This window comes from Streptomyces sp. NPDC038213, assembly GCF_055600495.1.
In genome coordinates this window covers 436096-459937 of the sequence record NZ_JBVJYM010000005.1, presented here as the reverse complement: position 1 = coordinate 459937, position 23842 = coordinate 436096, and the positions used below count along the sequence as shown (strand labels likewise).

Annotated in this window: 24 protein-coding genes and 1 pseudogene; 3 read left to right on the top strand and 22 right to left on the bottom strand. The window is 72.4% G+C overall.

Going from position 1 to position 23842, the window contains the following annotated elements; genetic code table 11:
- From ACZ7JZ_RS11530 to codA, 9 genes and pseudogenes are all read right to left on the bottom strand, one after another.
- Positions 1–203: pseudogene (locus tag ACZ7JZ_RS11530) on the bottom strand (hypothetical protein); the annotation flags it as partial.
- A gap of 2 nt (positions 204–205) precedes the next feature.
- Positions 206–892 (bottom strand): response regulator, encoded by a 687-nt coding sequence (locus tag ACZ7JZ_RS11525; protein ID WP_470936359.1) that lies wholly within the window; start codon positions 890–892, stop codon positions 206–208.
- On the bottom strand, positions 889–1581 hold the full coding sequence (locus ACZ7JZ_RS11520; protein ID WP_470936356.1) for a potassium-transporting ATPase subunit C: 693 nt from the start codon (positions 1579–1581) through the stop codon (positions 889–891). The genes ACZ7JZ_RS11525 and ACZ7JZ_RS11520 overlap by 4 nt, the downstream gene beginning before the upstream one ends.
- Before the next feature lie 7 nt (positions 1582–1588).
- The gene (gene kdpB / locus ACZ7JZ_RS11515) at positions 1589–3637 is read right to left on the bottom strand and encodes a potassium-transporting ATPase subunit KdpB (RefSeq protein WP_470936353.1); all 2049 of its coding nucleotides are present in this window, start codon (positions 3635–3637) and stop codon (positions 1589–1591) included.
- Positions 3634–5298: a potassium-transporting ATPase subunit KdpA gene (gene kdpA / locus ACZ7JZ_RS11510; protein ID WP_470936350.1), complete on the bottom strand. Its 1665-nt coding sequence runs from the start codon at positions 5296–5298 to the stop codon at positions 3634–3636. The genes kdpB and kdpA overlap by 4 nt, the downstream gene beginning before the upstream one ends.
- Before the next feature lie 6 nt (positions 5299–5304).
- Complete coding sequence (gene kdpF, locus ACZ7JZ_RS11505; protein ID WP_470936347.1) at positions 5305–5394, bottom strand: K(+)-transporting ATPase subunit F; 90 nt, start codon at positions 5392–5394, stop codon at positions 5305–5307.
- Between the two features lie 232 nt (positions 5395–5626).
- The gene (locus tag ACZ7JZ_RS11500; RefSeq protein ID WP_470936421.1) at positions 5627–6709 is read right to left on the bottom strand and encodes a magnesium and cobalt transport protein CorA; all 1083 of its coding nucleotides are present in this window, start codon (positions 6707–6709) and stop codon (positions 5627–5629) included.
- Positions 6710–6785: 76 nt separating this feature from the next.
- Complete coding sequence (locus tag ACZ7JZ_RS11495) at positions 6786–7523, bottom strand: flavodoxin family protein (protein ID WP_470936344.1); 738 nt, start codon at positions 7521–7523, stop codon at positions 6786–6788.
- A 99-nt stretch (positions 7524–7622) separates the two neighbouring features.
- Positions 7623–8963 (bottom strand): cytosine deaminase, encoded by a 1341-nt coding sequence (gene codA, locus ACZ7JZ_RS11490; protein ID WP_470936341.1) that lies wholly within the window; start codon positions 8961–8963, stop codon positions 7623–7625.
- A gap of 175 nt (positions 8964–9138) precedes the next feature.
- On the opposite strand from codA, the gene ACZ7JZ_RS11485 reads away from it, so the two are divergent.
- Positions 9139–10986, top strand: a complete 1848-nt coding sequence (locus tag ACZ7JZ_RS11485; RefSeq protein ID WP_470936338.1) for a S9 family peptidase — start codon at positions 9139–9141, stop codon at positions 10984–10986.
- Here the strand turns inward: ACZ7JZ_RS11485 and ACZ7JZ_RS11480 are convergent.
- From ACZ7JZ_RS11480 to ACZ7JZ_RS11440, 9 genes are all read right to left on the bottom strand, one after another.
- Positions 10983–11861: an SURF1 family protein gene (locus tag ACZ7JZ_RS11480; protein ID WP_470936335.1), complete on the bottom strand. Its 879-nt coding sequence runs from the start codon at positions 11859–11861 to the stop codon at positions 10983–10985. The genes ACZ7JZ_RS11485 and ACZ7JZ_RS11480 overlap by 4 nt on opposite strands.
- Before the next feature lie 71 nt (positions 11862–11932).
- Positions 11933–13066 (bottom strand): hypothetical protein, encoded by a 1134-nt coding sequence (locus ACZ7JZ_RS11475; RefSeq protein WP_470936332.1) that lies wholly within the window; start codon positions 13064–13066, stop codon positions 11933–11935.
- Positions 13067–13149: 83 nt separating this feature from the next.
- Entirely contained in the window at positions 13150–13752 is a 603-nt protein-coding gene (locus ACZ7JZ_RS11470) for a SigE family RNA polymerase sigma factor (protein ID WP_470936329.1), read from the bottom strand.
- 276 nt (positions 13753–14028) lie between these two features.
- Positions 14029–15129 (bottom strand): aspartate-semialdehyde dehydrogenase, encoded by a 1101-nt coding sequence (locus ACZ7JZ_RS11465; RefSeq protein WP_470936326.1) that lies wholly within the window; start codon positions 15127–15129, stop codon positions 14029–14031.
- The gene (locus ACZ7JZ_RS11460; RefSeq protein WP_470936323.1) at positions 15126–16400 is read right to left on the bottom strand and encodes an aspartate kinase; all 1275 of its coding nucleotides are present in this window, start codon (positions 16398–16400) and stop codon (positions 15126–15128) included. Before ACZ7JZ_RS11460 ends, ACZ7JZ_RS11465 begins: the two co-directional genes overlap by 4 nt.
- A gap of 177 nt (positions 16401–16577) precedes the next feature.
- Positions 16578–17153: a Uma2 family endonuclease gene (locus ACZ7JZ_RS11455; RefSeq protein ID WP_470936320.1), complete on the bottom strand. Its 576-nt coding sequence runs from the start codon at positions 17151–17153 to the stop codon at positions 16578–16580.
- A 50-nt stretch (positions 17154–17203) separates the two neighbouring features.
- A complete protein-coding gene (locus ACZ7JZ_RS11450; protein WP_470936317.1) occupies positions 17204–18115 on the bottom strand; it encodes a hypothetical protein in 912 nt (303 codons plus the stop codon).
- 269 nt (positions 18116–18384) lie between these two features.
- Complete coding sequence (locus tag ACZ7JZ_RS11445) at positions 18385–18606, bottom strand: DUF397 domain-containing protein (RefSeq protein WP_470936314.1); 222 nt, start codon at positions 18604–18606, stop codon at positions 18385–18387.
- The gene (locus ACZ7JZ_RS11440) at positions 18603–19421 is read right to left on the bottom strand and encodes a helix-turn-helix domain-containing protein (RefSeq protein ID WP_470936311.1); all 819 of its coding nucleotides are present in this window, start codon (positions 19419–19421) and stop codon (positions 18603–18605) included. The genes ACZ7JZ_RS11445 and ACZ7JZ_RS11440 overlap by 4 nt, the downstream gene beginning before the upstream one ends.
- Positions 19422–19504: 83 nt before the next feature.
- Between ACZ7JZ_RS11440 and ACZ7JZ_RS11435 the strand changes: the two genes are divergently transcribed.
- Positions 19505–20008 (top strand): hypothetical protein, encoded by a 504-nt coding sequence (locus tag ACZ7JZ_RS11435; RefSeq protein WP_470936308.1) that lies wholly within the window; start codon positions 19505–19507, stop codon positions 20006–20008.
- On the opposite strand, the gene ACZ7JZ_RS11430 is transcribed toward ACZ7JZ_RS11435, so the two are convergent.
- From ACZ7JZ_RS11430 to ACZ7JZ_RS11420, 3 genes are all read right to left on the bottom strand, one after another.
- Positions 19953–20618, bottom strand: coding sequence for a DUF5063 domain-containing protein (locus ACZ7JZ_RS11430; protein WP_470936305.1), 666 nt, complete (start codon positions 20616–20618; stop codon positions 19953–19955). The two genes, ACZ7JZ_RS11435 and ACZ7JZ_RS11430, sit on opposite strands and share 56 nt — an antisense overlap.
- A complete protein-coding gene (recR, locus tag ACZ7JZ_RS11425; RefSeq protein ID WP_470936302.1) occupies positions 20611–21210 on the bottom strand; it encodes a recombination mediator RecR in 600 nt (199 codons plus the stop codon). The genes ACZ7JZ_RS11430 and recR overlap by 8 nt, the downstream gene beginning before the upstream one ends.
- Positions 21211–21277: 67 nt before the next feature.
- A complete protein-coding gene (locus ACZ7JZ_RS11420; protein WP_470936418.1) occupies positions 21278–21622 on the bottom strand; it encodes a YbaB/EbfC family nucleoid-associated protein in 345 nt (114 codons plus the stop codon).
- A gap of 271 nt (positions 21623–21893) precedes the next feature.
- On the opposite strand from ACZ7JZ_RS11420, the gene ACZ7JZ_RS11415 reads away from it, so the two are divergent.
- Positions 21894–22673, top strand: a complete 780-nt coding sequence (locus ACZ7JZ_RS11415) for an SLATT domain-containing protein (RefSeq protein ID WP_470936299.1) — start codon at positions 21894–21896, stop codon at positions 22671–22673.
- A gap of 405 nt (positions 22674–23078) precedes the next feature.
- Here ACZ7JZ_RS11415 and ACZ7JZ_RS11410 read toward each other — a convergent pair whose 3' ends face one another.
- The gene (locus ACZ7JZ_RS11410; RefSeq protein WP_470936296.1) at positions 23079–23732 is read right to left on the bottom strand and encodes a hypothetical protein; all 654 of its coding nucleotides are present in this window, start codon (positions 23730–23732) and stop codon (positions 23079–23081) included.
- Positions 23733–23842: the final 110 nt, after the last annotated feature.

The window sequence follows — 23842 nt, the reverse complement described above, 5'->3', positions numbered from 1 at the left end:
ACACACTCCAACCCGCTCAGCAGCACCTCCGTACGCGCCCGCCCGTGGTGCTCCACGAACCCCACCACACAGTCCGTACCCCGCTCCACCCGCCGACGCGCCTCCGACAGCATCGCGTACGTCTTCCCCACACCCGGCGCCGCACCCAGGAAGATCCGCAGCCTGCCGCGGCCGCTGCGGGGGCCGCCCGGTCCGTACGGCACGCCTACACCTCCAGCCGGTAGCCCATGCCCGGCGCGGTGATCAGGTACCGGGGGTGGGCGGGGTCCGCCTCCAGCTTGCGCCGGAGCTGGGCCATGTAGACGCGCAGGTAATTGGTCTGGGTGCCGTACGAGGCGCCCCAGACCTCCTGGAGCAGCCGGCGCTGGCCGACGAGCGTGCCGCGGTGGCGGATCAGGACCTCCAGCAGGTGCCATTCGGTGGGGGTGAGGCGGATGTCGCGGCCGCGGCGGCTGGCCTTCTTGGCGAGGAGGTCGATGGTGAACTCCTCGGTCTCCAGGAGCGCCTCCTCCCGGGGGAGGGACCGGGCCGGGGCGGTGCGGCGGGAGCAGGCGCGCAGCCGGGCGAGCAGTTCGTCCATGCTGAACGGCTTGGTGACGTAGTCGTCGGCGCCGGCGTCGAGGGCGCGGACCTTCTCCTCGCTGTCGTGCCGGGCGGAGACCACGAGGACCGGGATCCGGGACCAGGCGCGCAGCCGGGCGAGGACCTCCAGCCCGTCCATGTCGGGCAGGCCGAGGTCGAGCAGGACCACGTCGGGGCGGCGGGCGGCCGCGGCCGCGAGGGCCGAGGCCCCGTCAGGTGCTGATTCCACCTCGTAGTTGCGGGCCCGCAGGTTGATCACGAGGGCGCGGGCGAGCTGCGGTTCGTCGTCGACCACCAGTACGCGGGTCACCGGGCCCGCGCCCCTTCCGCGGTCAGGTCCCGCAGGGCGGTGTTGAGTCCGAGGACGTTGACGCGGGGTTCGCCGACGAAGCCGAGGGTGCGGCCCTCGGTGTGCTCGGCGACGAGCCGCTCGACCCGGGCGGCGGGCAGGCCGTTGCGCTCGGCGACGCGGTGGACCTGGAGGGCGGCGTAGGCCGGGGAGATGTGCGGGTCGAGGCCGGAGCCGGAGGAGGTGACGGCGTCGGCGGGCACGTCGGAGGGCTTCACGCGGTACGAGGCCGTGGTGTTGTCGGCGACGACGGCGGCCTTCGCCTGCTCGACGGCCTTGACGAGATCGGGGTTGTCCCCCGCCTTGTTGGTGGCGCCGGAGAGCAGCAGCGAGTACTGCGTGTTGATGCTGTTGGTGCCGAGGCCCGCGGAGGGGCGGGGCTGGAACCAGCGCAGGTCGGGGCGGGCGGGCTCGTCGGCGGCGGCCGGGTCGCGCTTCGGGAGGTCGTACGACTGGCCTATGAGGGAGGAGCCGACGGTGCGGCCGCCCGCGTCCCGGACCTCGGAGCCGTTGGCCCGGTCGTGGAACAGGCCCTGGGCGAGGCCGGTGACGGCCAGCGGGTAGAGGACCCCGCAGACCGCGGTGAGGGCGAGCAGGGCGCGCAGGCCGGCCCCGAGGAGCCGTGCGGTGGTGGCGACGGAGGTGTTCATGGTCGTCTCAGCCGATTCCGGGGATGAGGGAGATGAGCAGGTCGATGAGCTTGATGCCGATGAAGGGGGCGATCAGGCCGCCGAGTCCGTACAGGCCGAGGTTGCGGCGGAGCATGGCGTCGGCGCCGGCGGGCCGGTAGCGGACCCCCCTGAGGGCCAGCGGGACGAGGGCGACGATGACCAGCGCGTTGAAGACGACGGCGGAGAGGATCGCGGACTCGGGCGAGTGCAGGCGCATGATGTTGAGCGTGTCGAGGCCCGGGTAGGCCACGGCGAACATGGCCGGGATGATCGCGAAGTACTTGGCGACGTCGTTGGCGATGGAGAAGGTGGTCAGGGCGCCGCGGGTGATCAGGAGCTGCTTGCCGATCTCCACGATCTCGATGAGCTTGGTGGGGTCGGAGTCCAGGTCGACCATGTTCCCGGCCTCCTTGGCGGCGGAGGTGCCGGTGTTCATGGCGACGCCGACGTCGGCCTGGGCGAGGGCCGGGGCGTCGTTCGTGCCGTCGCCGGTCATGGCGACGAGCTTGCCGCCGGCCTGCTCGCGCTTGATGAGGGCCATCTTGTCCTCGGGGGTGGCCTCGGCGAGGAAGTCGTCCACGCCGGCCTCCTCCGCGATGGCCTTCGCGGTCAGCGGGTTGTCGCCGGTGATCATGACGGTCCTGATGCCCATGCGGCGCAGTTCGTCGAAGCGCTCGCGCATCCCCTCCTTGACCACGTCCTTGAGGTGGATCACGCCGAGGACCCGGGGGCCGTCCGCGTCGTCCGCGGCGACCAGCAGGGGGGTGCCGCCGGCCTGGGCGATGGAGTCGGTGAGGGTCCGGGCGTCGGCCGCGGCCGTGCCGCCGCGCTCCTCCACCCAGGCCAGGACCGAACCGGCCGCGCCCTTGCGGACCTTGCGTCCGTCGACGTCCACGCCGGACATGCGGGTCTGGGCGGTGAAGGCGATCCAGTGGGCGTGCGCGAGCTCGCCCTGGTGGCGTTCGCGCAGCCCGTACTTCTCCTTCGCCAGGACGACGATGGAGCGGCCCTCGGGGGTCTCGTCGGCGAGGGAGGACAGCTGGGCGGCATCGGCGAGTTCGGCGGCGGTGGTGCCCCTGACGGGGACGAACTCGGCGGCCTGGCGGTTGCCCAGGGTGATGGTGCCGGTCTTGTCGAGCAGCAGCGTGGAGACGTCCCCCGCGGCCTCGACGGCCCGGCCGGACATGGCGAGCACGTTGCGCTGGACGAGGCGGTCCATGCCCGCGATGCCGATGGCGGACAGGAGGGCGCCGATGGTGGTGGGGATGAGGCAGACCAGCAGGGCGGTCAGCACGATCATGGACTGTTCGGCGCCGGCGTAGACGGCGAAGGGCTGGAGGGTGACCACGGCCAGCAGGAAGACGACCGTGAGCGACGCCAGCAGGATGTTGAGGGCGATCTCGTTGGGGGTCTTCTGCCGGGCCGCGCCCTCGACCAGGGCGATCATGCGGTCGATGAAGGTCTCGCCCGGCTTCGTCGTGATCTTGATGGTGATCCGGTCGGAGAGGACCTTCGTACCGCCGGTGACGGCCGAGCGGTCGCCGCCGGACTCGCGGATGACGGGGGCGGACTCGCCGGTGATCGCGGACTCGTCCACGGAGGCGACGCCCTCGACCACGTCCCCGTCGCCGGGGATGGTGTCGCCCGCCTCGCAGACCACCAGGTCGCCGACGCGCAGTTCCGTACCGGGTACGGACTCCTCGCCGCCGTCCCCGGTCAGCCGGCGGGCCACCGAGTCGGTCTTCGCCTTGCGCAGGGTGTCGGCCTGGGCCTTGCCGCGGCCCTCGGCCACGGCCTCGGCGAGGTTGGCGAAGACCGTGGTCAGCCACAGCCACAGGGCGATGGCCCAGCCGAACAGGTTCGCCGGGTCCAGGGCCGCGAGGACGGTGGTGACCACCGAGCCGACCAGGACCACGAACATGACCGGGGACTTCACCATCACCCGGGGGTCGAGCTTGCGCAGCGCGTCGGGGAGGGACCGGAGCAGCAGCTCCGGGTCGAAGAGGCCCCGGGCTGCGGGGGTGGTGGTGCTCATGATGCGAGCCCTTCGGCAAGCGGGCCCAGCGCGAGGGCCGGGAAGTAGGTGAGTCCGGCGACGATCAGGATGGTGCCGAGGAGCAGGCCGCTGAACAGCGGCTTCTCGGTCCGCAGGGTGCCCGCGGTCTCGGGTACGGGCTGCTGGCCGGCCAGCGATCCGGCGAGGGCCAGGACGAACACCATCGGCAGGAAGCGGCCGAGGAGCATGGCCAGGCCGATCGTGGAGTTGTACCACTGGGTGTCGGCGTTGAGGCCGCCGAAGGCCGAGCCGTTGTTGTTGGCTCCGGAGGTGTAGGCGTACAGGACCTCGGAGAAGCCGTGCGCACCGGAGTTGAGCATCGAGTGCGGCGGGGTGGGCAGGGCCATCGCGGCGGCGGTGAAGCCGAGGACGAGGGCGGGGGTGACGAGGATGTACAGGGCCGCGAACTTGATCTCGCGGGTGCCGATCTTCTTGCCCAGGTACTCGGGGGTCCGGCCGACCATCAGGCCCGCGATGAACACCGCGATGACCGCCATGACCAGCATCCCGTAGAGCCCGGAGCCCACACCGCCGGGCGCGATCTCGCCCAGCTGCATCCCCAGCAGCTGGATGCCGCCGCCGAGCCCGGTGTACGAGGAGTGGAAGGAGTTGACCGCGCCCGTGGACGTCAGCGTGGTGGCCACGGAGAAGAGCGCGGAACCCGCGATCCCGAACCGGGCCTCCTTGCCCTCCATCGCCCCGCCCGCGGCCTGGAAGGCCGGGCCGTGGCCCGCGAACTCCGTCCACATCATCAGGGCGGTGAAGCCGAGCCAGATCGCCGCCATCGTCGCCAGGACCGCGTACCCCTGCTTCACGCTGCCGACCATGCGGCCGAAGGTGCGGGTCAGGGAGAAGGGGATGACGAGGATCAGGAAGATCTGGAAGAGGTTGGAGAGGGGGGTGGGGTTCTCGAAGGGGTGGGCGGAGTTGGCGTTGAAGTAGCCGCCGCCGTTGGTGCCCAGCTCCTTGATGACCTCCTGCGAGGCCACCGCCCCGCCGTTCCACTGCTGCGTGCCGCCCGCGAACTGCCCGACCCCGTGGATCCCCGCGAAGTTCTGGACCACTCCGCAGGCCACGAGCACGAGCGCGCCGACCACGGCCAGCGGCAGCAGGATGCGGAAGGTGCCGCGCACCAGGTCCGCCCAGAAGTTGCCGAGCCCGCCGGTCCGCGAGCGGGTGAAGCCGCGGACGAGCGCCACGGCCACGGCCATGCCCACGGCCGCCGACACGAAGTTCTGCACGGCGAGCCCGCCGGTCTGCACCACGTGCCCCATGGCCTGCTCACCGGCGTACGACTGCCAGTTGGTGTTGGCCACGAAGGAGGCGGCGGTGTTGAAGGCCTGGTCCGGGTCGATCGAGGCGAAGCCGAGCGAGCCCGGCAGCACCCCCTGGAGCCGCATCATGGCGTACAGGAGGAGCACGCCGGCGGCGGAGAAGGCGAGCACCGCCCGCAGGTACGCGGGCCAGCGCATCTCGGCGTCGGGATCGGCGCCGATGACCCGGTAGACCCAGCGCTCCGGGCGGTAGTGCTTCTCGGAGGAGTAGACCCGGGCCATGTGGTCGCCCAGGGGCCGGTAGGCGAGCGCCAGCGCCGCGACGAGCGCGAGGAGCTGGAGCACACCGGCAAGTACGGGACTCATCGGGGCTCAGAACCTCTCCGGGTACACGAGGGCGAGGACGAGGTAGCCCAGCAGGGCGGCGGCCACGACGAGGCCGACGAGGTTCTCGGCGGTCACAGCTTCGCCACCCCCTTGGCGACGAGTGCCACCAGCGCGAACACGGCGATCGTGGTGGCGACGAAGGCCAGATCGGCCATCGCGAGCTCCTGAACAGGATCAGAGGATTTTCGGACTCTTAGAGAGAACAGCCTGTTCAGAGGCGTGGCATACGGCTTTGACGGGGCCCATACGGGCGCGGGCCCGTCTTTGACGCAGCCCTAACGCGGCGCGGCCGGACCCGTGACGGGGGTCACAGCCAGCCGTTGCGCCGGAAGCCCCGGTGGATGAGGAAGCAGGACACCGCGATGACCCCGAGGACGGTCGGGTAGCCGTAGGTCCAGCGCAGTTCCGGCATGTGCTCGAAGTTCATGCCGTACACCCCGCAGACCATGGTGGGCACGGCCACGATGGCCGCCCAGGCCGTGATCTTGCGCATGTCCTCGTTCTGCGCGACGGTCACCTGCGCCAGGTGCGCCTGGAGGATCGAGTCGAGGAGGGCGTCGTACGAGGCGATCTGCTCGGTGACCCGGGTCAGGTGGTCGGCCACGTCGCGGAAGTACGCCCGGATGTCCGGGCCGATCGCCGGCACGGGCTGGGTGGCCAGCAGCTGGAGGGGCCGGTCCAGCGGGGCCACGGCCCGGCGCAGCTCCAGCACCTCGCGCTTGAGCTGGTAGATCCGCCCGGCGTCGCCGCGGCTGCCCTGCTCGCTGAAGACGGCCGTCTCCACGGCCTCCAGGTCGTTCTGCACGGCGTCGGTCACCGCGAGGTACTCGTCGACCACGTGGTCCGCTATGGCGTGCAGGACCACGGCCGGGCCCGCGGCCAGCTGCTCGGGCACGGTCTCCAGGGCCTCGCGCAGCGGGCCCAGGGAGCCGTGGCCCCCGTGCCGGATGGTGATCACGAAGTCGGCGCCCGTGAAGACCATCAGCTCGCCGGTGTCGACCACCTCGCTGGTGGCGGTCAGCTCCTCGTGCTCCACGTACCGGACGGTCTTGAAGACGGAGAAGAGCGTGTCGCCGTACCGCTCGACCTTGGGGCGCTGGTGGGCGTGGACGGCGTCCTCTACGGCCAGCGGGTGCAGGTCGAAGAGTTTGGCAAGACCGGTGAACTCCTCCTGGGCCGGCTCGTGGAGCCCGATCCAGACGAAGCCGCTGCCCGCGCGGCGGACCCGGCGCAGGGCCTCCTCCGCGTCCCGGCAGCCGTCCTGCCGTACGCCGTCCAGGTAGACGACGCAGTTGACGACGGCGGAGCCGAGCGGGGAGCGGGCGGGGTGGCTGAGGTCCACCGCCCTGCGGTAGCTCCGGCGGACCACGCGGCGCAGCTGGCTGAACATCGAGGCGGCGGACACGGCGGACACGGGCGGGCTCCTTCGGCAGGACGTGCCCAGTCTGCCATCTGCCGTACGCGGTTCAGCGGTGCTCGGGGTTCGGGTAGTCGAAGCGGCAGCCCGCGTCCCACAGGGAGCGCTGGTTGCCGTGGGCCGGGATGCCGCCGGAGCGCTTGAGCAGGGCGGCGAGGTGCATGAGGTTCCAGCTCATGAAGGCGGTGTTGCGGTTGGTGAAGTCGTTCTCGGGGCCGCCGGAGCCCTCGTCGAGGTACGAGGGGCCGGGTCCGGCCTCCCCGATCCAGCCGGCGTCGGCCTGCGGCGGGATGACGTACCCGAGGTGCTGGAGGCTGTAGAGGACGTTCATCGCGCAGTGCTTGACCCCGTCCTCGTTGCCGGTGATCAGGGCGCCGCCGACCCTCCCGTAGTAGGCGTACTGGCCGGCCTCGTTGAGGATGCCCGAGCAGGCGTACAGCCGCTCGATGACCTGCTTCATCACGGAGCTGTTGTCGCCGAGCCAGATGGGGCCGCACAGGACGAGGATGTCGGCGGCCATGATCTGCGAGTAGAGGACGGGCCACTCGTCGGTGTCCCAGCCGTGCTCGGTCATATCGGGCCAGACGCCGGTGGCCAGGTCGTGGTCCACGGCGCGGACCAGCTCGGTGGCGACGCCGTTCGCCTCCATGACGGCGCGGCTGCGCTCGATCAGGCCCTCGGTGTTGCTGCGCTCGGGGGAGCGCTTGAGGGTGCAGTTGACGTACACGGCGCGCAGGCGCAGGTCCGCGTACCGGTACTCGGGGGGCGTGGCGGGGGTGGGGGGCACGGGGCCAGCCTGCGGCCGCCCCCCGGGCCCCGCCACCGCTGTGGCCCGTTCGGACCGGCCCCGCATCCGCCCGGCCGTGCCGGGCTCCCGGGGGCGGGGTCACTTCAGGCGCCAGTGCGCGGCCTGCGCGTCGCGGTCGCGGACGAAGTCCACCCGGACCGGCTCGGCGGCGCCCGGCCAGTGCAGTTCCGCGGCCTGGTACGGGTGCTCGGCCAGGACCCGGCCGCGGGCGACCACGTACCGGGGGCGGACCTGGCGGCGGACCGCGTCGAAGGGGGAGTCGGCGGGCAGCAGGACGAAGTCGGCGGGCCGGCCCGGGGCGATGCCGTACGCGTCGCCCAGGCCCAGGACCCGGGCGGCCCGGTCGGTGACCATGGAGTAGGCGGTGGCGACCTCGGCGGGGCCTGTGAGCTGGGCGGCGTACACGCCGGTGAGGGCGGTCTGGAGGGGGTTGCCGGTGCCCAGGGAGTTCCAGGGGTCCATCACGTCGTCGTGGCCGAAGGCCACGTTCACCCCGGCGGCCAGCATCTCCTTGACCTGGGTGAGCCCGCGCCGCTTGGGATAGGCGTCGAAGCGGCCCTGGAGGCCCAGGTTGGCGAAGGGGTTGCAGACCAGGTTGATCCCGGCGCGCGACAGCAGCCGCTGGAGCTTGTAGCTGTAGGCGCCGTTGTACGAGCCCATGGCCGTGGTGTGCGAGGCGGTGGCCCGCTCCCCCAGGCCCGAACTGCGGGCCAGCGCGGCGAGCACCTCCACGAACCGCGACTGCTCGTCGTCGATCTCGTCGCAGTGCGCGTCCACCCGCAGCCCGTGCGCCTCGGCCAGCGCGAAGGCGGTGTGCAGGGAGGCCGTCCCGTCCTCGCGGGTGTCCTCGAAGTGCGGGATGGCCCCGACCACGTCCGCGCCCCGGGCCACGGCCTCGGCGAGCAGCCGCTCCCCGCCGGGGTAGGAGCGGATCCCCTCCTGCGGAAAGGCGACGATCTGGAGGCCGATGACCTCGCGGACCCGGTCGCGGACCTCGGCGAGGGCCTCCAGGGCGACGAGACCGGGGTCGGTGGTGTCGCAGTGGGTGCGCACGTGCAGGACGCCCTGGGCGGCCTGCCAGCGCAGTACCTCGGTGGCCCGGGCGATCACGTCCTCGCGGGTCAGGGTCTGCTTGCGCTCGCTCCAGCAGGCGATGCCCTCCCAGAGGGTCCCGGACCCGTTCCAGCGGGGCTCGCCCGCGGTGAGGGCGGTGTCGAGGTGGATGTGCGGCTCGACGAAGGGGGGCGAGAGCAGGGCCCCGTGGGCCTCGATGACCCGGCCCGTGGCCGGGGGCTCCTTCTGGTCGTCGCAGGGGGCCACCCGGGAGATCAGCCCGTTCTCGCACTCGACGTCGTGGAGTCCGCTCGCCGTCTGCCCGCCGCCGGTGTACAGCCGGGCGCCCCGCACCGTGATCTGCATGACCGCAGCCTACGGACGCGCACCCGGCCGGGTGTTTCACGTGAAACAACGCCGGGCCGTCTGTGACGAACCGGCCCCGCACAGCACCCGGCCGGGTGACCGGTGTCGAGAACCCGTCCTCCACTGTCCCCCCGGACGGCCCAACCGGCATCCGGAAGGCGGACAGAATGGGCGCATGACCGATGACACCAGCACGTCCGGAACGCCCGTGCCCGCGTCCGCCACGCCGCCCGCGCCCCCGACCGGGCTGCCCGACTGGGAGAAGCGGTTCCGGGCCCCGCGGGTGGGGCTGCCGGAATGGGCCGAGGACGCCCCCGACCGCTGCCTGTTCGTCTCGAACGCCACGGGCACCTACGAGCTCTACGCCTGGGACCGGGCCACCGGCGGCCGGCGGCAGGCCACCGACCGCCCCAACGGCACCACCGACGGCACCCTCTCCCCCGACGGGGAGTGGATCTGGTGGTTCAGCGACACCGACGGGGACGAGTTCGGCACCTGGGTCCGCCAGCCCTTCGGGGGCGGGGAGGACGAGCCCGCGACCCCGGGCCTGGAGCCCTCGTACCCGGCCGGGCTGGCGATCTCCCGGGACGGGACGGCCGTGGTGGGCCGCTCCACCGACGAGGAGGGCTCGACCGTGCACGTGTGCCGGCCGGGGACCGCGCCGGTGGAGGTCTACCGGCACCGCGAGTCCGCGGGGGTGGGCGACCTCTCCCGGGACGGCTCGCTGATCGCGCTGGAGCACACCGAGCACGGGGACGCGATGCACTCCGCGGTGCGGGTGCTGGCGCTGGACGGGTCCACGGTCGCGGAGCTCGACGACACCAAGGGCGGTACGGAGGAACTGGGCCTGGAGGTGCTGGGCTTCTCCCCCGTGCCCGGCGACACCCGGCTGCTGGTGGGCCATCAGCGGCGGGGCCGCTGGGAGCCGATGATCTGGGACGTGGCCGAAGGCACCGAGACCGAGCTGTCCTTCGACCTGCCCGGCGACGTGGCCGCCGAATGGTATCCGGACGGCTCGGCGCTGCTGGTGGAGCACGGCTTCGAGGCCCGCAGCGAGCTGTGGCGCTACGAGCTGGCGAGCGGGGAGCTGGTCCGCGTGGACACCCCGCGCGGCACCGTCTCGGGGGCCACGGCCCGCCCCGACGGGACCGTGGAGTTCCTGTGGTCCTCGGCGGCCGAGCCCCCGTCCGTACGGTCCAGCGCGGGCGGGGTGGTGCTGGAGGCCCCGGGGCTGAAGGCCCCGGGCTCGGTGCCGGTGGAGGACGCGTGGGTGGAGGGCCCGGGCGGGCGGATCCACGCGCTGGTGCAGCGCCCGGCGGGCGAGGGGCCGTTCCCGACGGTGTTCGAGGTCCACGGCGGTCCGACCTGGCACGACAGCGACGCCTTCGCAGCGGCCCCCGCGGCCTGGCTGGACCACGGGTTCGCGGTGGTGCGGGTCAACTACCGCGGGTCCACCGGCTACGGCCGGGAGTGGACGGACGCGCTCAAGCACCGGGTCGGCCTGATCGAGCTGGAGGACATCGACGCGGTCCGCGGCTGGGCCGTGTCCTCGGGCCTCGCGGACCCGGAGCGGCTGGTGCTGTCCGGGGGCTCCTGGGGCGGGTACCTGACCCTGCTGGGCCTGGGCACGCAGCCCGGGGTGTGGGCGGTGGGTCTGGCGGCGGTGCCGGTCGCGGACTACGTGACGGCGTACCACGACGAGATGGAGGCGCTGAAGGCGCTGGACCGGACCCTGTTCGGGGGGACCCCGGAGGAGGTACCGGAGCGGTTCGCGGCCTCGTCCCCGCTGACGTACGTGGACGCGGTGCGCGCGCCGGTGCACATCGCGGCCGGGGTCAACGACCCGCGCTGCCCGATCCGGCAGATCGACAACTACGTGGACCGGCTGGCGGCCCGCGGGGCGGTCCACGACGTGTACCGGTACGACGCGGGGCACGGCTCGCTGGTGGTGGAGGAGCGGATCAAGCAGGTGCGGATGGAGCTGGAGTTCGCCCTCCGGCACCTGCCGGCGGCGCGCTCCTAGGCACCGGCCTTCTGCGGTTCCGGTTCCGCCCCGGGCGCGGGGCCGGAACCGGGGGCCGGGCCGGAACCGGGGGCCGCGTCCGGCCCCGCGTCCGGGAGCAGCCCCAGCTCCGCGTCCCGGATCGCCTCCACCTCGCGGCGGTAGAGCCGGAACCACATGAAGAGCACGAAGGCGGCGAAGACGAACCACTCGCCGGTGTAGCCGAGGTTCTGGAAGGCCTTCAGGTCGAGGCCGGTGTTCGCGGGCGCCTCCGCGGGCACCGGCACCAGCCCGGCGGCGGTCCCGCCCGCCGCGCCGCCGCCCGCGGGCGCCTGCGGGAGGGTCAGCCAGGCGTCGTACAGCGGGTACGGGACCAGGTTGACCAGCGAGGCGGCGCTGATGACGCCGAGCTGGCCGGCGGGCAGTCCGCCGGAGGAGTGCACGCCCTTGGTGGAGGAGTTCTCGGAGGCCTGGAGGGCTCCGGTGACCTCGACGCGGCCGGTGGGCGGGGCCGGGGCCTTCGCCGGGTCGGGCGGGCCGGGCAGCCAGCCGCGGACCACCGGGACGGCCTTGCCGGAGTCGGTGCGCAGCAGGGTCAGGACGTAGTGCCCGGTCTTCCCGTCGAGGGTGCGCTCGGGTACGAGGAACTGGTCGGCGTAGGTGCCGGAGGCCTGCGCGGGGCTGCCGGAGGTCTTCTTGTCCACGGGCAGCAGGGAGTCCAGCGGGCGGGCCGCCTCCCCGCCCGCGGGCCGCTCGGCGGTGGCCTCGCGGTGGGTGTCCACGCGGTCCTCGAAGCGGCCGAGCTGCCACGTCCCCATGAACAGGCAGACCGGGACGGCCAGCACGACGAAGACGTTGATCCCCCACCACCGCGGGGTCAGCAGAAACCGGTGCACGCCTCCACGGTACGGGTCCGGCCCGCGCCGCCCGGAGGCGGGCCCGCCTCTGGGCCATCGGGCCGGAGAACCTACGCGCCGGGTCCGGCCGGGAGCACGTCCGTGTGGTACACGGTGCCCGCGCAGGCGTTGGGGATGACGGCCTTCGCGGCGGGGGCGCCCGCCTCGGCGGTGTGGACGACCTCGATGCTGCCCCGGCCCGCGGAGGCGTCCCCGTCGGGGTCGGTGGTCTCGTCGTCGCCCAGCGGGTCGTTGTCGTCCAGGCCGTCGCCCTCGGTGCCGGGTTCGCCGGAGGCGGCGGTGGGCTCGGCGGTGCCCGTGCCGCTGCCGGGGGTGGCGTCCTGGGTGGGGGCGGGGCCGGTGGGGGTGGCGGTGGGGCAGGCCTGCTCGGGGACCCAGGCGAACTGGACCTCGTACGCGGAGTTCGGGGAGAGGACCAGGCCGGTGGACGCGGCGGGCTCGGGAAGGCCGGTGGCCGGGCCGCCGGCCGTGTGCCGGGCCACGGTGATGCGGGCGGGGTCGGCGGTGCCGCCCGCGGATACCTTGACGGCCGCCTCGCCGGAGACGGTGCAGTCGCCCTGGGAGACGTTGGTGATGCGGAAGGTGCCGTAGACCTTGCCGTCGGCGTCGGGGGTGCGGGCGTCCTGGAGGGCCACGCCGAGCTGGTCGGCCTGGCAGGCGGGGGGCAGCGCGGCGCCGTCGGCGGGGGCCGGGTCGGCTCCGGGGCCGCCGGTGGTGCCGGGGTCGGTGCCGCCCTTGCCCTGGTCCTTGCCGCCCTTGCCGTCCTTGCCGTCCTTGTCCCCCTTGCCGTCCTTGCCGCGGTCCACGACGGCGGCCGCGGAGGGGCGCACGTCGGGGTCGGGGAGGCCGGGCCAGGTCAGGTCGGGGTCGCTGACCCCGTCGATGGCGCTGCCGCCGTCCTGGGTGTACTCCCCGTGCCCGGCCATGGCGGTGTGGTCGGTGGAGTCCCCGGGGACTTTGGCGACCTGGAGGAAGGCCGGGACCGAGATGCCGATGAGCAGGGCCGCGGCGCAGGCGCCGACGAGGGCGTTGCGCTTGAGGGCGCGGCGCCGGGGCACGGCGACGCGCAGCCGGTCGAGGGCCCCCTCGGAGGGCTTGAGGTCGGCCACGGTGCCCTGGAAGAGGTCCCTGAGCTCCTGGTCGGGGTCGAATCCGGGGGTCTCGGGTCCGGGAGTGCTGTTCACGGCGCCACTTCCGCTCGGGTCCGGTACTGCGCGGCCATCGCGCCCGGCGCGGCCACCGCGCAGGTCGCGTTCTTCGTGTTCGCTCATCGCCCTGCCCCCGCTCCCGCGCCGGCCCCCATGGCCTTGCGCAGCGCTGCGATCCCGCGGGAACCGTACGCCTTCACGGAGCCGATGGATATGCCGAGGGTCTCGGCGACCTGTGCCTCGGTCATATCGGAGAAGTACCGCAGCACGAGCACCTCGCGCTGGCGGCGCTGGATCCCCTTCATGGCCTTGATGAGGTCGGCCCGTTCCAGCAGGTCGTACGCGCCCTCTTCCGCGCTGGCCATGTCCGGCATGGGCTTGGACAGCAGCTTGAGGCTGAGGATGCGGCGCCGCAGGGCGGAGCGCGAGAGGTTCACGACGGTCTGGCGCAGGTACGCCAGGGTCTTCTCGGGGTCGCGGACGCGGCTGCGCGCCGAGTGGACCCGGATGAAGGCCTCCTGGACCACGTCCTCGCAGGAGGCCGTGTCGTCCAGGAGCAGCGCCGCGAGACCGAGGAGCGAGCGGTAGTGCGCCCGGTACGTCTCGGTCAGGTGGTCGACGGTGGTGCCGGCGGCCGTGGTGTCCTCGGTGCTCTCGCGGGGAGAGGGGACGCGGCCGGCGCGGGAGGACCGGGTGGATCCCAGGGGGGCGATCACGGGCATGCCGCCCGTGCCGCGGGGTCGCCTGAGGGGCGGAGCGATCGCTCCGCCGGGCATGACTGCGATGTCGAGAACCTGTGCCACGTCAATGGGACACGCATCCCCCCGCGATGGTTGTACGCAGGGAGCATCCGATCTTCCGCAGCCGCAACTATCCTCATTCGTCCCGCTCTCCCCGTTTGCCCCATATATCCAGGCGGCATTCGGGCCATCACCTTGATCACGGGATCACACAGATCCTACAAAGCGATGAGTGCTAAGGAAGGCCGAGGGGCTCCCCTAGGCCTTCTCTTCGGAGACGGCCTCAGCGGACGCGTGCTCCGCCACGATCAGTTCCGCGGTCTGGAGGGCGTTCAGGGCCGCGCCCTTGCGGAGGTTGTCCGCGCACACGAAGAACTCCAGGGCCTGCGGATCGTCCAGGGAGCGGCGTACGCGCCCCACCCAGGCGGGGTCGGTGCCGACCGCGTCGGCGGGGGTCGGGAACTCCCCCGCGGCCGGGTCGTCGACGAGGACGACCCCGGGGGCCGCGGCCAGCGTGCCGTGGGCCTTCTCCACGCTCATCTCCCCCTCGAAGCGGGCGCGGACGGTCATGGAGTGCCCGGTGAGGACCGGCACCCGCACGCAGGTGACGGAGACGGGCAGGGCGGCCATGCCGAGGATCTTGCGGGTCTCCTCGCGGATCCGCAGCTCCTGCGAGGACCAGCCGTCCTCGCGCAGGGAGCCGGACCAGGGGACGACGTTCAGGGCCAGGGGGGCGGCGAAGGGGCCGAGGTCGTCCCCGACGGCCCGGCGGACGTCGCCGGGCTGTTCGCCGAGGCCGGTGCCCGCGACCAGGGAGAGCTGGCGGCGCAGGGTCTCGGCGCCGGCCCGCCCGGAGCCGCCGGCGGCCTGGTAGGTGGAGACGTGGAGTTCCGTCAGCCCGTGCTCGGCGTGCAGGGCGCCGACGGCCGCGATCATGGCCAGGGTGACGGAGTCGGGGCCCGCGACGATGCCGCGCGGGCGGATGCGGGCCGCGTGCCCGTTCACCTCGGGGACCACGAGCGGGACCTCGGGGTGCATCCGGAAGGCCCCGGAGCGGTCCACGGCCACGGCGCCGCGCGCGGTGAGCACCGGCACCCACCGGGCCGAGACCTCGTCGGGGGTGAGGAAGACGGCCAGGTCGCCGGGGCCGAAGCCCTCGAAGGCGTCCTCCGTCAGGGCGAGCACCTGCGCCTGCGCCCCGCGCAGGGGAAGCACTGCGCCGGCCGAGCGCGGGGAGGCGATGGGGCGTACGTCGCCCCAGACCTCCGCGCGCTCGGACAGCAGCCGCAGCAGGACCGAGCCGACCGCACCGGTCGCCCCGACCACGGCGAGCGCCGGGGCGGACCGGGTGCGGGTCATCGGCCGGTGCCTCCGTAGACGACGGCCTCGTCGCTGTCGGAGTCCAGCCCGAAGGCGGTGTGGACGGCCACGACGGCGGCGTTGACGTCGTCCTGGCGGGTGACCACGGAGATGCGGATCTCGGAGGTGGAGATCAGCTCGATGTTCACGCCCGCGTCGGACAGGGCCTGGAAGAAGGAGGCCGTGACGCCCGGGTTGGTCTTCATGCCCGCGCCGACCAGGGAGATCTTGCCGATCTGGTCGTCGTAGCGCAGCGACTCGAAGCCGATGGCCGCCTTCGCCTTCTCCAGGGCGTCGATGGCCTTGTGGCCCTCGGCCTTGGGGAGGGTGAAGGAGATGTCCGTCAGGCCCGTGGCGGCCGCGGACACGTTCTGCACGATCATGTCGATGTTGATCTCGGCATCGGCCACGGCGCGGAAGATCGCGGCGGCCTCGCCCGGCTTGTCCGGGACCCCGACGACGGTGATCTTGGCTTCGGAGACGTCGTGGGCGACTCCGGAGATGATGGCGTGCTCCACCTGCTCGTCCCCTTGCGGCTGCTCGTTGCTGACCCAGGTGCCGCGCAGTCCCGAGAAGGACGAGCGGACGTGGATCGGGATGTCGTATCGGCGCGCGTACTCCACACAGCGGTGGAGCAGCACCTTGGAGCCGGACGCGGCCAGCTCCAGCATGTCCTCGGAGGAGATCCAGTCGATCTTCCGGGCCTTCTTCACCACGCGCGGGTCGGCGGTGAACACGCCGTCGACGTCGGTGTAGATCTCGCACACCTCGGCGTCGAGGGCGGCCGCGAGGGCGACGGCGGTGGTGTCGGACCCGCCGCGGCCCAGGGTGGTGATGTCCTTGGAGTCCGCGGAGACCCCCTGGAAGCCGGCCACGATGGCGATGTTGCCCTCGTCCAGCGCGGTGCGGATCCGACCCGGCGTCACATCGATGATGCGCGCTTTGTTGTGGACCGAGTCGGTGATGACGCCCGCCTGGCTGCCGGTGAACGACTGGGCCTCGTGGCCCAGGTTTTTGATCGCCATGGCCAGCAGGGCCATGGAGATCCGCTCTCCGGCGGTCAGCAGCATGTCGAACTCCCGGCCGGTAGGCATCGGAGACACCTGCTCGGCGAGATCGATCAGCTCGTCCGTCGTGTCGCCCATCGCGGACACCACGACGACCACTTGGTGGCCGTTCTTCTTGGCATCGACGATCCGCTTGGCGACGCGCTTGATGCCTTCGGCATCGGCTACGGAGGAGCCTCCGTACTTCTGCACGACAAGGCCCACGTGCGCTCCTCGCTCAGTCCGTTACGTGCGGTCAGCTCAGCAGTCTAACGAGCGCCCGGATTCCGGCCGCCGCGTACCACATCATGAGACATGACTTCCGTCTGAAAAGACGACCGCCACGGCGGGGAGGTTCCCGCGGCGGTACGACCGGCGGGGTGTGCGGGAGGTCGTACGGCGCTAGTCCGCGAGTTCGCCGAGCCTGCCGGTGTCCAGGGTGATCCCCACGGGCGCGGGCAGTTCCACGACCGCACCGAAGCGGCGGGTCTCGACCAGCTGGTAGCCGCCGGCCTCCGGCTCGCTGTGGACCACCACCACGCCGCGGTCCCGGTCGACCAGCAGGTAGACGGGGATTCCCGCGCCCGCATAGCCGAGGGGCTTCTCGACCCGGTCCCGCTGGTTCGTGTCCCCGTCGTGGGAGGTGACCTCGACGGCCATCAGCACTCCGGCGGGCTCGATCCACTCGCCCTGCCCCGAGAGGTGCTCCTCCGGCACCAGGACCGCATCGGCCCGGGCCCTGCCCCTCCGGTACTTCTCCACCCTGATGCCCTGCTCCGGATACAGCTCCAGCTCCGGCCGCTGCTGCATGCACTGCTTCAGCAGCCACATGACGATCGTCTGGTGGTTCCCATCGGGCACCGGCTTGACCTGCATCTTTCCCTGGATGAACTCCAGCCGTACGAGCTCGGGCGCCTTGCGCGCCAGCTCCTCGAACTCCTCGACGGACATCTGCGCCGGAGCACCGGTGGGGTTCATGGCCTCGCCTCCTCCCCTCCATGGTGCCCGCACGGGCACCTCCCGCACGCTCACGCGCGCTGTTTCGGCAGGAGGCCGGCCGCCTCGCGGACGATGTCGGCCAGGGAGCGGACCTCGCTGGGGGTGGGGCCCGCGGGGCGGAAGGTGTCGGGGGTGCGGGCAGCCGAGGCGGCGGCGTGCAGGGTGGTGCAGTGTTCGCAGTCGACGTCCAGCAGACAGCGGGCGCAGGTGCCGTTCACGATGGTCGCGGTCAGCTCGTCGGCGTCGCAGAACATGCAGGCCATGAGGCGGCGGCCGACAACCCAGCTGTCTTCGTCGTCGGACGGGGCTCCGGCCCCGGCGTCGGGCTCGGCGGGGGCGGGGGCCTGGGGCTCGGGGGGCATCTTCTTCTCCAGTCGGGTGCGGACCAGCGCGGCCGGGTTGTGCACGGGCCGCGGCAGCCCGGCGGTCAGGGCCCGGACCAGCCGCGGCGCGTCCGGGTCCCGCTCCAGCCAGGTCTGCGCGAGCGGGGCGAGCCGTTCGCATTCGGCGGCGGACAGGGCGAGTTCAGGCTCCGCGTCGCGCAGTCCCGCCAGCACCTCGTACGCCGCTTCGGCCGGGGGCAGCCGGTGCGGTTTCGCCTTGATGTCCCGGCAGAAGGCCAGCCACCAGTCGTGGTCGCGGGCGGTCCGGGAGAAGTACGTACGGGTCACCCAGCGGGCCGCCGTCGGCTTGACCAGGTGCTCCTTGAACTGGCACACGTGCCCGGCGTCGATCAGCCGGTGCAGGAGCGTGCGGCAGCCGGCCTGGCCGAGGCCGGGGGTGACGGCGGAGAGGGTCTTGTGGTCGATCGCCGCACCTTCGGGCAGCCGGTCGATCACCCACGCGAGTGCGGCCGCCTCTGCGGCGAGGTGCGCGAACTGGTGCGCGGTGCGGGGTAGTTGGTCGGGGGCGTCGCGCTTCCCGAAGCCGGGACCGGCCATCGGATGTCCTGCGCCCGCGGAAGGCCGAAGGTTAGACTCTGTACGAGCCACGAGATCCCGCCGTTCTGGATCTTGGAGGTCAAACCCCGGCCGGTGATTCGATGCACCGTCCGGGGTTGTTGTTTTGTTGCGGCGAACGCTAGGGCGCCGCAACTCTCCGTCGCAACTCGCTCACGATTAGTCATACGAGTGGGGTGGGGGTTGGTTTCCCAATCCCCCACCCCACTACACAAGGGAGGGCTCGGAGCTCAGTCCTCGGACCTCGGAGCTCAGATCCGGGCCAGGAACCCGTCCCAGGCGTACGCGGGGAACGTGAGTTCGGGCCCCTCGGTCACCTTGGAGTCCCGAACGTGGACGGCCGAGGCGCACGCGGCCACCTCCACACAGTTGGTGCCTTCGCCCCCGCTGTACGCGGACTTCTTCCACTCCAGGGCAACTTCGACGCAGTTGTCACCCTCCGGGTCGCTGTAACTGGACTTAAACCACTTCACAGTTCATCCACCATCCGCTTGAGGAACCGGCAAGACTCCCGCGCGTCGAGGGCCGCCGTGCGAACCAGACCCAGCCGCTCGATGTGCGTGCGCACCACTTCTGTTTCCGTGGTGAGTTGACGGACCGACTGGCCAACGGAGTACGCGTGCCGCACTCCCACTTCGTCCTCCAGAACAATCATCATGCCGCTCGTTCCCACCGCAGCTGCGGACTCGAACGGGAGCACCTGGAGAGTCATGTGCCGCAGTACACCTACTTCCAAGAGGCGTTGCAGCTGGCTCAACTGCGCTTCACGACCCCCCGGCAGGGTTCTCAAGGCGGCCTCATGCACGACGAAGCTCATAGCCACAGGCGGCTGCTTCTCCAGGATCAGCTGCCGCTCCAGCCGCTTGACGGTTCGCTCCTCAACCGTGGCGTCGTCCACCGGTGGCCAGTGACTCTGGAACAGCGCACGCATGTAGGCCTCGGTCTGCAACAGGCCAGGGATCAACGAGACCTCGTACCACCAGAGACTCCGCGCGTGACGCTCCACCTCGAAGAAACTCTGGTTGTGCTCTGGCGCCTTCTCCCGACCCAGAAACTCCTTGGCCGCACTCAGCAGGCCACCCGCCCCAAACAGCACATCTGCCGCATCAAGCAGTTGAGGCGTCGGCATCCGAACGCCCTGCTCCATCGCCTTGATCGTGGCGACTGCATAGCCCGCGGCCAAAGCCAGATCCTCGCGCGTGCCGCCCGCCCTCAATCGCCATCGCTTCAGCTGGTCGCCCGCATAGCGCCAAGAAGGGGGAGGGACAGAGGGCTTCAGATCCGACACAGGAGCCACCTCCAACTGCTACACCACGCCCCGTATCCGTCCGGTCACTCCCCACGGTAGACCGGCGCCGAAACCCTGGCCTCATGAACAGCGCACTGCGGCCCACTTGGGTCCCCCTCCACGGTCACCAACTCCACCCCACCGGCGTGCACTTCGACGCCGTCCGGATCCAGGGCGTGCGCGGGGAGGCCGTGGCCGAGCACCTGGAGGCCGTCACGGGCGGCGAGGCCGGGCCCGTCATCTGCGAGGCGACCGGGTTCCGGTGGATGTACTTCCTCGTGGCCCCCGGCAGCGCGGGCGGCTACGCCTGGCCCCTCGGGGTCCAGCGCTTCGGCGCCCGGCCGCGGACCGTCGCCTACATCGGCGTACCCGCCTTCGAGGGGTCCACCTGGCCGCTCGCGTGGCGGTCGCGGCCGACGCGGACGGCCCGGTTCGTGGACACCGAGGCGCTGTACGACGTACTCGTCGCGGAACCGGCGGCGCAGGCCGCGGCCCGGGAGCTGCTCGCGGCCTACGACGACCGGGGCCGGACTACTGGCGGGCCTTCCGGCGCAGGCCCAGCGGGGCCGCGATCTCCGCGGCCATGACCCGGCCCGCCTGCTCCGCGAGGTCGTCCTCGGTCAGGTCCTCGTCCGTGTCCAGACCGTCCAGCTCGGCGAGCGGCTGGTCCAGCCGGACGTGCGCCACCAGGGACTGGAGGGCGCGCAGGGCGGCGGAGGCGGTCGGGCCCCAGTTGGTGAAGTAGGAGAACTGCCACCACCACAGGGCCTCGGTGATCCGGCCGGCCTGGAAGTGGATGAAGCCGTGCCGCAGGTCGGCCACGATGTCGGCGATGTCGTCGGACAGCCGGTGCGCGACCGGGGCCTTGCGCGGCTCGTACGGGTCGAAGACCTCCGAGTAGACGTCCACCGGGTCCAGCATCAGCGCGAACCGCTCGCGGAGCTCGTCCACGTCCGGCTCGGGGCCGAGGTCCGGCTCGTACCGCTCCTCCGGGAGGACGTCCTCGTACGCTCCCAGCCGCCCGCCCGCCAGCAGCAGCTGGGAGACCTCCAGGAGGAGGAAGGGCACCGCGCTGTCCGGGTCCTCGCCCTTGGCGACCTCGGTCACCGCGACGATGAAGGACTCGATCTGGTCCGCGACCGAGGCCGCGAAGTCGTCCGGGTCGCGGCCCAGCGCGTGCAGGGTTGCGTCAGACATCGAGAAGCCGCCTTCCTTCAAAGGCCCGCCCGAGCGTGACCTCGTCCGCGTACTCCAGATCTCCCCCGACGGGGAGTCCGCTGGCCAGGCGGGTGACCTTGAGGCCCATGGGCTTGATCATCCGGGCGAGGTAGGTGGCGGTGGCCTCGCCCTCCAGGTTGGGGTCCGTCGCGAGGATCAGCTCGGTCACCGCGCCGTCGGCGAGGCGGGCCAGGAGCTCGCGGATCCGCAGGTCGTCGGGGCCGACGCCCTCGATGGGGCTGATGGCCCCGCCGAGCACGTGGTACTTCCCGCGGAACTCACGGGTCCGCTCGATCGCGACCACGTCCTTCGGCTCCTCGACCACGCAGATGACGGTCGGGTCGCGGCGCGGGTCGCGGCAGATGCCGCACAGCTCCTCCTGCGCGACGTTTCCGCACACCGCGCAGAAGCGGACCTTGTCCTTGACCTCCAGCAGCGCGTGCGCCAGGCGGCGGACGTCGGCCGGCTCGGCCTGGAGCACGTGGAAGGCGATCCGCTGCGCGCTCTTGGGCCCGACGCCGGGCAGCCTGCCCAGTTCGTCGATCAGGTCCTGGACCACGCCTTCGTACAACGGACTGCCTTCTCTCTGCTCTCTACGTTCTGCGTCTGACTACGCACGTACGGTAACCGGGGGTCGGTCAGAAGGGGAGACCCGGGATCCCGGAACCGCCGCCCAGGCCCTGGGCGAGGGGGCCCAGCTTCTCCTGCTGGAGCGCCTGGGCGTTCTCGTTCGCCGCCTGCACGGCCGCGACGACCAGGTCGGCCAGGGTCTCCGTGTCCTCCGGGTCCACCGCCTTCGGGTCGATGACGAGGGCGCGCAGCTCGCCGGAGCCCGTCACGGTCGCCGTGACGAGACCGCCGCCGGCCTGGCCGTCGACCTCCGTCGCCGCCAGCTCCTCCTGGGCGCGGGCGAGGTCCTGCTGCATCTTCTGGGCCTGCTGGAGCAGCTGCTGCATATTGGGCTGGCCGCCACCGGGAATCACTTCGGACACACTCCTCGTCGTTCGCTTGCGCCTCGCTGAAACCGAGCCTACGTGCTCCCCGGGCAGCGCGCCCTACGCCGAGAGGACCAACTCTTTCGAGTGAGGTTCGGGTCGGTGCCGTACCCGATGCGGACCCGGCCGTGACCTCCCCGGGGGCGGAAATCCGGGGATTCGGGGGCCGTGACCCGCCGTTCGGGGGTAGGAAGGTGTGCCGCATCATTAGCGGACACGCGCACCACCACACGTCACGCGCAGGCAGAGGGAGTGCCGGGTGAGCCAGCCGGAAATGCAGCCCGAGGGGCCGCCGACGCCGCCCACCCGGGGGGACGGCGGTGAGGACCAGACCGGCGACCGCGACCTGGTCGCGGACCTGACCGGCGACCTGACCGGCAGGCCGTTCCCGCTCGGGGACTGGGGCGAACCGGCGGAGCGGCTGGACGAGCTGTACCGGTGGGTCGAGGCGGACGCGCTGCGGACGGCGGCCTGGTACCTGTCCGACCGGGCCTGGAAGCGGCGCGGCGCGCGGCTGCTGCGGGGGGCCGCGGCGGTGGGCGCGGTCGCCGGGGCGGGGCTGCCGCTGCTGGAGCTCGCCGGGGTGCTGGGCGGGGCTGCGCCGTACGGGTACCTGTGTCTGCTGGGGGCCGCGGCCGCGCTCGGGTGCGACCGGTTCTTCGGGCTGACGTCCGGGTGGATGCGGGATGTTGCGACGGCGCAGGCGGTGCAGAGGCGGTTGCAGACGCTGCAGTTCGACTGGGCGTCGGAGAACGTGCGGGAGGTGCTCGGGCCGACGGAGGGCACGGCCAGTGAGGCTGCCGACCGGTGTCTGTCCGTGCTGCGGCGGTTCTCCGAGGACGTGACGGAGCTGGTGCGGTCCGAGACGGCGGACTGGATGGTGGAGTTCCGGGCGGGGCCGGCGCCGTTGGTCATGCAGAGTCTGGCGGGCTCGGCGGGGCGGCCGGCGGACGTCTCCGTGAACCCGTCCCGCTTTCCGCTGCCGCCCGGGACCCGGCCCAACATGCCGCGCCAGCGGCCCCCGGAGCAGCCCCGCTGATCCCGGGCCGCCGCCCGGACCCGGTCCGCTGCGCGGGGCCTTCTCCCCCACCCCGCCCCTTCCCGAAAGCAGGGGCTCCGCCCCCACACCCCCGCGCCTCAAACGCCGGCGGGGCTGGATTTGGCCGGGGGTGGGTGGGCCGAGTGCGGGTGGGCGGGTGGTTTCGGGGCTCCGCCCCGGACCCCGCGCCTCAAGCGCCGGCGGGGCTGGATGTTGCTGGCGGGGCTGGATTTGGTGCTGAGCGTTGCGTTCCAGCGGACCGGAGCGAAATCCAGCCCGCGCGGCGATTGAGCGCAAAACCGGGCGCGGAGCGCACGGGGCGCGCCGAGCCGTCGTGCGCTCCGCACCGGCGGGACGAAACAGCCCCGCCGGCGATTGAGGCGCGGGGTCCGGGTGGGGCCGGGATCAGCTGAAGATGATCATGGAGCCTTGGGCCAGGCTTCGGGTGGCGGCGGCGTGGAGGCCCAGCCAGACGTGGCGTTCGCGGGCGAAGGGGCTGGCGTCCGGGGAGGGGGACGGGAGGGCTGGTTCCTCCAGGGCCGTGGGGCGGCCGGGAGGGGCCGGGGGCGCGGGAGGGTTCGCGGAGTCTATGCCGATGACCGGGGCCACGAAGGTCAGGTCGCGCAGGAGGCCCTGGGAGGAGCCGAGGGGGCCGCCGCCGGAGAGGAGCTCCTCGTTGGCGAGGGGGTGGGCGAAGTCGACCGGGACGTACGCGCCCGCGTGGTCGTAGTGCCAGACCAGGTGCGACTGCTGGGCCGTCGACTCGAACATCTCCAGCAGCTGCTCGTAGTCGCTGGTCAGGTCGTCCACCGGGGTCACGGGGAGCCCGCACAGGTGCAGCAGGTACGCACGGCGCAGGTAGTGCAGGGCGTCGTAGTCGAAGCCCGCCACCGGGGCGACATCGCCCGACAGGCCCGGCATGTACGCGAAGACCGGCACGGAGGGCAGCCCGGCCTCGCCGAGCGCCCGGTCGTAGGCGGAGATCTCCTCCGCGAAGGGGTTGTCGGGGCTGTGGCACAGCACGTCGACAAGGGGGACCAGCCACAGGTCACAGGCCATACGGGCTCCCATCGCATCGCATCACACGCCGCCGCGCGGCTCGCGCGGCATCGCTCGGTCGGGCCAGGGTAGTGGGGCGGGCACGCTGCGCGAAGGGGGCCGGGGCAGGT

Excerpts from the sequence above, each read along its gene's own strand:
- kdpB (WP_470936353.1), bottom strand. The coding sequence starts at position 3,637 with ATGAGCACCACCACCCCCGCAGCCCGGGGCCTCTTCGACCCGGAGCTG.
- ACZ7JZ_RS11450 (WP_470936317.1), bottom strand. The coding sequence starts at position 18,115 with ATGGCCGGTCCCGGCTTCGGGAAGCGCGACGCCCCCGACCAACTACCC.
- ACZ7JZ_RS11470 (WP_470936329.1), bottom strand. The coding sequence starts at position 13,752 with ATGCCCGTGATCGCCCCCCTGGGATCCACCCGGTCCTCCCGCGCCGGC.
- ACZ7JZ_RS11435 (WP_470936308.1), top strand. The coding sequence starts at position 19,505 with ATGAACAGCGCACTGCGGCCCACTTGGGTCCCCCTCCACGGTCACCAA.
- ACZ7JZ_RS11465 (WP_470936326.1), bottom strand. The coding sequence starts at position 15,129 with ATGACCCGCACCCGGTCCGCCCCGGCGCTCGCCGTGGTCGGGGCGACC.
- ACZ7JZ_RS11485 (WP_470936338.1), top strand. The coding sequence starts at position 9,139 with ATGACCGATGACACCAGCACGTCCGGAACGCCCGTGCCCGCGTCCGCC.
- ACZ7JZ_RS11430 (WP_470936305.1), bottom strand. The coding sequence starts at position 20,618 with ATGTCTGACGCAACCCTGCACGCGCTGGGCCGCGACCCGGACGACTTC.
- ACZ7JZ_RS11520 (WP_470936356.1), bottom strand. The coding sequence starts at position 1,581 with ATGAACACCTCCGTCGCCACCACCGCACGGCTCCTCGGGGCCGGCCTG.
- kdpA (WP_470936350.1), bottom strand. The coding sequence starts at position 5,298 with ATGAGTCCCGTACTTGCCGGTGTGCTCCAGCTCCTCGCGCTCGTCGCG.
- codA (WP_470936341.1), bottom strand. The coding sequence starts at position 8,963 with ATGCAGATCACGGTGCGGGGCGCCCGGCTGTACACCGGCGGCGGGCAG.
- ACZ7JZ_RS11500 (WP_470936421.1), bottom strand. The coding sequence starts at position 6,709 with ATGTTCAGCCAGCTGCGCCGCGTGGTCCGCCGGAGCTACCGCAGGGCG.
- ACZ7JZ_RS11410 (WP_470936296.1), bottom strand. The coding sequence starts at position 23,732 with ATGGCCTGTGACCTGTGGCTGGTCCCCCTTGTCGACGTGCTGTGCCAC.
- ACZ7JZ_RS11455 (WP_470936320.1), bottom strand. The coding sequence starts at position 17,153 with ATGAACCCCACCGGTGCTCCGGCGCAGATGTCCGTCGAGGAGTTCGAG.